The organism is Microcystis sp. LE19-41.2A, assembly GCF_027530405.1.
Taxonomy (GTDB): domain Bacteria; phylum Cyanobacteriota; class Cyanobacteriia; order Cyanobacteriales; family Microcystaceae; genus Microcystis; species Microcystis aeruginosa.
The window spans coordinates 20,636-27,212 of record NZ_JAPZQJ010000366.1; the positions used below are offsets into that span (position 1 = coordinate 20,636).

The 6,577-nt window shown below is 43.4% G+C and carries 8 protein-coding genes; 4 read left to right on the top strand and 4 right to left on the bottom strand.

Annotated features, from left to right (window positions below; all coding sequences use genetic code 11):
- Positions 1–6: 6 nt before the first annotated feature.
- The 3 genes from O9290_RS14795 to O9290_RS14805 form a co-directional block, all read right to left on the bottom strand.
- Positions 7–663 carry a vWA domain-containing protein gene (locus O9290_RS14795; protein WP_288058618.1) on the bottom strand — a complete coding sequence of 219 codons (657 nt, stop codon included), beginning with the start codon at positions 661–663 and terminating at the stop codon, positions 7–9.
- 359 nt (positions 664–1,022) lie between these two features.
- Positions 1,023–1,364, bottom strand: coding sequence for a thioredoxin family protein (locus O9290_RS14800; RefSeq protein ID WP_147071683.1), 342 nt, complete (start codon positions 1,362–1,364; stop codon positions 1,023–1,025).
- Between the two features lie 88 nt (positions 1,365–1,452).
- Positions 1,453–2,154: an NnrU family protein gene (locus tag O9290_RS14805; protein ID WP_288058619.1), complete on the bottom strand. Its 702-nt coding sequence runs from the start codon at positions 2,152–2,154 to the stop codon at positions 1,453–1,455.
- 187 nt (positions 2,155–2,341) lie between these two features.
- On the opposite strand from O9290_RS14805, the gene O9290_RS14810 reads away from it, so the two are divergent.
- The 4 genes from O9290_RS14810 to O9290_RS14830 all read left to right on the top strand — a co-directional run bounded on the left by O9290_RS14810 (position 2,342) and on the right by O9290_RS14830 (position 5,970).
- A complete protein-coding gene (locus O9290_RS14810) occupies positions 2,342–2,641 on the top strand; it encodes a (2Fe-2S) ferredoxin domain-containing protein (protein WP_002786792.1) in 300 nt (99 codons plus the stop codon).
- Between the two features lie 418 nt (positions 2,642–3,059).
- On the top strand, positions 3,060–3,926 hold the full coding sequence (locus O9290_RS14815; RefSeq protein WP_288058621.1) for a response regulator: 867 nt from the start codon (positions 3,060–3,062) through the stop codon (positions 3,924–3,926).
- A complete protein-coding gene (locus O9290_RS14820; RefSeq protein WP_002752661.1) occupies positions 3,923–4,213 on the top strand; it encodes a circadian clock KaiB family protein in 291 nt (96 codons plus the stop codon). Before O9290_RS14815 ends, O9290_RS14820 begins: the two co-directional genes overlap by 4 nt.
- Before the next feature lie 563 nt (positions 4,214–4,776).
- A complete protein-coding gene (locus O9290_RS14830) occupies positions 4,777–5,970 on the top strand; it encodes an NAD(P)/FAD-dependent oxidoreductase (RefSeq protein WP_288058623.1) in 1,194 nt (397 codons plus the stop codon).
- Here O9290_RS14830 and O9290_RS14835 read toward each other — a convergent pair.
- Complete coding sequence (locus O9290_RS14835; RefSeq protein ID WP_288058625.1) at positions 5,950–6,369, bottom strand: GAF domain-containing protein; 420 nt, start codon at positions 6,367–6,369, stop codon at positions 5,950–5,952. The two genes, O9290_RS14830 and O9290_RS14835, sit on opposite strands and share 21 nt — an antisense overlap.
- Positions 6,370–6,577 lie beyond the last annotated feature (208 nt).

The window sequence follows — 6,577 nt, forward strand, 5'->3', positions numbered from 1 at the left end:
TGTCCTCTAGGTGGTGATTTGTCCCCAATTCACGGGTGGTAAATCGATCGCTTCTCCAATTTTACCACCAGAAACTCGTTTCATTGAGTTACTTAACCACTGAAATAAATCCCGAAAATCTAAACCATTGAGTAACACGGGGGGATTATTAGAAATCTGTTTGAGCTTCTCCATATCGGCCCCCTGAACACCTACAGAAAAAAATAAAACCCGATTTTCTGCTTCGGCTTGTTTTACCCGTTGCGCCGCCAGATTCCATTGATCCGTAGGCGCACCATCAGTAATTAAAAATATCCAAGGACGATAGTATTGGATACCATAATTTTTATAAATCGCTTTACGATCTTCGACTAAATCTAAGGCCAATTCAATCGCTTTTCCCATCGGAGTTAAGTCTCCTGCGGTTAAAGTAGGTGGCGTAAATTGGTCAATCCCGACAAAATCTTGCACGGTTTTAACCCCTCCATTACCAAAGGTAACAATGGCGGTTTCTACACTCAACGTCGCTTGGGTATCCCGCATCACATCCTGCTGAAAGGTTTTGATACCATCATTGAGAGCCTTAATCGGTTCCCCTGACATTGAACCAGAGGTATCTAGTAGTAATACCACAGGACAGCGATTTTCCTGATTTTCGACAAATTCAGCCACACCAATCGGCATTTTTTGCAAGCCTCCTAATTTTTTGAACTGGGGGAACTATGGGTATCTTAGGAATTGGGATTATCTACTTTTTGTCCTATTATATTATCTCTGCCAGTCCCATCAGAAAAGATATCTTTCCCTTAAGCAGGCAGGTGTTAAAAGTTGTCAGACACCCCCCTTATTAAGGGGGGATTAAGGGGGGATCGGCACCCCCCTTATTAAGGGGGGATTAAGGGGGGATCGAACCCAAAATATATCTTCAATTTAATTATAGCGGTGTGCAGTCGTATGAGGTACAGTGTCACGAGCTATAAACCATGCTAGGCAAAGCTTGGTTTGTATCTCACTCAAGCGCTTACCGCTATATAACCAGCTACTTAAGCTGAACGCAGGATTTGATTTTTGACTATTAGTCGCAGGGTTTGTTGCAATTCCTCGCGACTGTGAATTTCCTCCAGACGGTGAACTGGAACACCTTGATCGAAGAGAATTAAAGTAGGCAGACTACGCAGACGAAAACTATTAGCTAACTTAAAATTCTCATCGGCATTGACACCGACTAATTGAATCGCACCTTGACAGTCATTTTGCCAAGAACAGAGGGTGGGTTGGATTAAACGACACAAACCACACCAAGGAGCCCAAAAATACACGAGGACCGGACGAGAAGACTCTAAAACTAGCTTAGGGAAGCTCTTTTCGTTGACAGATAGCATCATGTCTAAACCGATTTTATAAAAACTTAATTTTGATATGGCAACCATTCTACACCAATCGGGATCAATAAGAAAGGGGTTGGGAGCAAAATCACCAATAAATTTTACTTGTTGCTTGTATTAGCCAAGGATGCGCCCACCAGAGGAGTAAAATAAACCCTGTTACTCCTAGATAGGCAGGACGAAGGAATTCTTGCCACTTTAGGCTTTGCCGACCATCGATAATCGCTAAAAAGGGAATCACCGAGGTGCGTTCTTTGACCTTTAAAAATGCCTCTCCGTAACGGTCTTCTAACCGGCGATCGCCATGCCAGACGGCAAAAAGATGATGGGCAATTAAACCCAAGGAAGTTAATAGGGTAAAGCTTGTCCCTAACCAGAGGGTGTGAGCAATACACCAGATCACCTGTCCTACCATCTGGGGATGACGGGTAACGCGCAGGATGCCGGTTTCGTAGAGATGAACCTGCGGTTTTTGGATAGCGGCGATCTCCAGCAGGTTAAAAGTGGCAGGATAGAGAAAGAAAAAAGAAATGGCCGAAAGTACCCAAACTAGGGTTTTTACTCCGGTTACTCCCTGTACTTGCCAGAGAAGCAAACCATCATAACGATGATTGAAGAAATAAACTACTAAAATTACCGCTAGAGGGATACTCACAAGGGCAAATAATACCCGATACAGTCGCGCACCGATGATAGCTTCTCCCCCCATTCGTAAACTGGCTAATCCGCTATGGGCGACGGCAAAACCCAGTAATAAACCTAACATGACCCAATGACTAGCGAATGCCACTTTTACCCTCTTGATTGACTAAATTTTGCTCCGAATTCTATTTTAAAGATTGATGGTTAATTTTTCGCCCCCTTTTTTTGTATTGCCAGTATCGGGGATTCGGGGCAAAATATAATATATGCTTCCTCAAAGCCATTCCCAAGAATATACCCAGGGAACTATCTAATTTTGCAACTTTTTAGGTAATATGTCTTATCCCCAAAAGCGATTTGTGATGGTCTGTCAGCATTCTTCCTGTTTGGTACAGGGTGCGTCGGAGCTTCTTTTAGCTTGGCAAACGGCAGCGCTCCCAGAAGATGTCATCGTTATGACCAGTGGTTGTCAAGGACAGTGCAGCACTAGCCCCACGGTGAGAATTATTCCCGAGGAAACTTGGTACTGTCGTGTTAAACCAGAGGATGTCAATCAGATTGTCGAAGAACATTTAAAAAACGGTCAACCGGTTGAGCGTTTACTCCATCCACGCATTCACGCTCAATGGCAGTAAACTTGATCATCAATTTTTAAGTGATGCTTCACTTGACGACTTAGGGCCACAGAAAACCCCCAGCAAGCACCTAAGCGGTAGAATAAGTACCTAAGCAAAATTAATTACACATATCTAACCCCCCCCTTGCCTCTTGCCTTTTGCATGAGTGCCTTTCTTCACTAGGAAATTTATTTTGCACGACTACTTAAGTGGGTGGGTGGAATTAAATATAAGATGAACGTAGGTTGGGTTGAAGCATGAAACCCAACGCCTGCATGGGTTACGCTACCGCTAACCCATCCTACAAATAATTTTGCCTCCCTACTTAAGACTTCGAGATAGCAGCTGCTAGATGGTGATTTTGTCCTTGCGTTTCCCAAAGATGGGCGTACTATGAAAGTAGGGGAAAAAAGATAATTTTAGCGATCAATTAACAATGACTAGGGATCTCTGTAGGATTTTATTGATAGAGGATGAACTGACGACTGTTAAATTAATCCAGAGATTGCTGTTAAAGGCCCCCCAATGTTCCCTGGCCGGGGGGTTGACTTTTACCCTCACCCAAGCTCAGGATCTACAGCAAACTGCCGAAAAACTAGCAGGGGAGAAATTTGATCTCATCCTCTTAAGCTTGGAAATCTCTGTCCCCCCCGGCTTAAATATTCTAGTCAAAACCAGAGAATTAGCCTCTGATATACCGATAGTGGTTCAAACTACTAGCAATGATGAGAAATTAGTCGTTAAAGCCTTTCAACTGGGTGCTGACGGTTATATTCAGTTAAATAATATCGATAGTAGTCTTTTAGTCTATCAAATTCGTGTGGCGATCGAACGTCAGCAATATATCCTCAATCTTAAACATCAACAACAGGAAGAGGAATTTCGCGAACTGGAACAGTTAATCAAGGGAGTACAAACTAGCATCACGGCGAAAATGTTCGGTTCTGAGGCAATAAAGCAGAGTATTCCCGATATTTTTCAAGAATTAGTCCAAAATTACGGAGAGTTATTAGACTTAGCTTTAGAAGAACAAGCATACAAAGTGGAACATAATCTATCGGAACGACTGCGAAGCTTGGCCGATAAGTTAGGATTCTTAAAAGCTAGTCCTCGCGATGTGGTGGATATTCATACCACCACCCTACGCCAAAAAAATCAGGATGTCACCCTGGCCAAAGCGCAGGCCTACGTTAGCGAAGGTCGTCTCATGGTCTTGGAATTGATGGGTTATCTCGTCTCTTTCTATCGTAAATACTATATCGGTCTCAGCAACATTAAACTGTTCAATAACACGCAATCATGAGTCAATATCTTCTCAAACTCTACATTATGGGCGATTCAAGTAAATCCCAGAGGGCGATCGCCAATATTTTTCGTATCTGTCGCGAGGAGTTATCCGATCTTTATACAGTAGAAATAATTGATGTTCTCGAACAGCCCCAATTAGCGGAACAGGATAAAATTCTCGTAACTCCTACTTTAGTCAAACAACTTCCCCCACCCCTACAAAGAATTATCGGCGATATGTCCAATACTCAAAAGGTTCTCCTCGGTTTGGATGTTATTCCCAAAGACTCCCATCTCAATTAGGATTCACCTAAAAATTCTTCTGGTTAGGTTTTTCCTCTCTAATAAGCTCTAATCTTAATTTTATCTCAAATGTCGGGGTGAAGACTCTCGCTTTTAACGAGATGAAACCCCAACCAATATAAAACAGCGAAGCACGACTTAAATCTTGACAATCTCTGCTGTATAGGTTAGCATATAAGTAGTTGTTTAAGGTCGATAAACAATGATTATCCTAAGTTTCAGAAAAATAATCGTTCAAATGTTTATTATGTCCAATTCTGTCTAAGCGTTGATATTCGGGAAGATGCAAAACCGCTAGAACCGACTAAAAGATGTGTAGGATTGGATGTAGGTTTAAAAGTTTTCTACGCTAATAGTGATTATGTTTAAAAATTGGTCCTTCGACGATTGGATGAATCATATCCTTTTTCTGGCTACAATTGTGGCTTTGCTGACGATTTGGCTGGGTAGATGAATAAAAAGATTTTTCTTTGCTCGCTTTACCGAAAATTTGGGTTTAAGGTTCCCCGTCCATTTTACGGCAGGGAGTGTCAAAATAAGAAACAAAACCCTCAGCGATCGATATGACTGACTCAATCCCAAAAATTTGTATTCTCGGTGGTGGTTTTGGTGGACTCTATACTGCTCTACGTTTGAGTCAATTGCCTTGGACTGATCAACACCCCCCCCAAATTACCTTAATTGATAAAAACGATCGCTTTTTATTTTCTCCCCTTCTCTACGAATTAGTCACCTCAGAACTGCAATCCTGGGAAATAGCTCCCCCTTTCAGCGAATTGCTCGCTAATACCCCCGTTGACTTCCAACAGGGAACCGTCACGGCGATCGATGTTAATAATCATAAAATAACCCTTGACAATCAAAACGATATATGCTATGACCGCCTCGTGATCGCCCTCGGTGGTCAATCCTCCCTTGACTTCCTACCCGGGGCCAGAACCCACGCTATCCCCTTTCGTAGTCTCGATGATGCCTATCGTCTTCGGGATCGACTCAAAACCCTAGAACAATCCGATCGCGATAAAATTCGGGTCGCCATTATCGGGGGCGGTTATAGCGGCGTAGAATTAGCCTGTAAGCTGGCCGATCGCCTCGGAGAAAGGGGAAGAATTCGTCTGATCGAAAGAAATAGCGATATAATTGCCCTTTCACCCCAATTTAACCGCGAAACCGCCAAAAAAGCCCTGGAAAAACGTCTGGTTTGGTTAGACCTAGAAACCACCGTCGCCGACATCCAAGCTGATTGCCTCTCCCTTGACTACAAAGGACAGATAGACAAGATCCCCGTTGATCTAGTTCTCTGGACCGTTAGCCCGATCGCCTCCCCACTGCTCGCTAATTTGCCCATAGCACATAATGAGCGCAAATTACTAAAAGTTAATCAATATTTACAAACTGTCGAAAACACCAGCATCTACGCGATCGGCGATGCGGCCGATAGTCGCGACCAAGAGGATAAACCCTACGCTGCCACGGCTCAGGTCGCCCTTCAACAGTCCGACTACTGCGCTTGGAATATTTGGGCGAGTTTCCACGATAAACCAGCTTTACCCTTCCGTTATCAACCTTTAGGCGAAATGTTGACCCTCGGAGTCGATGAGGCTACGATTAGCGGTTTAGGACTACAATTAGCCGGTCCCCTTGCCCATCTTACCCGTCGCTTAGTCTATCTCTACCGTCTGCCCACCCTTAACCATCAAATCGCCGTAGCATTCAACTGGATTACCCAACCGCTTCTATCCCTCATCTCTGAGTAGCGAGTTCAGATATTCCTCCACTAACAAACTATCTCGATCGGTCAATTCCTGACCATCGAGACGGTTTAACAGCATTACTGCACCAAATAACCGATTATTAATCCTAATTGGCACAGCTAAAGCCGTTTTTATCCCCAAAGCCACCGCTATATCCTGACGGATGCGATTATCTCCTAGGGTTTGTCCCACCACCACCGGACAACTACCCTGGTAAACCACCGCACACAATCCCGACGTGGCAATATCTCCCCTTTTGCCCACAATTGCCCCGGTGTTTTTACCTGCACCCGCGCGATAATCAATACTATCACCGTCAAATAGGGCAATGATAACCGTTTCTGTTGGAATTAAACCTAAAATTTCTTCAGCCAAGCGATCGAGATTAGTTAATTTTTCCATAATGGGGTTAGGGGTTGAGGAAATGGGGTGTTATAATCAAAAAAAGGTAATGATTCGGTAGTAGTGGCGTAGCTCTCTTGCTTACCTGGTATGAATTGTGTAAAATATTTATTAATAAAAATAATTGGAACCCGCTCAGTCTTTAAACCTCTAGCTTGCTCATGACTTTTCTGATAAATATCTTTTTCTGGCTCCTGTCTGGCTTACT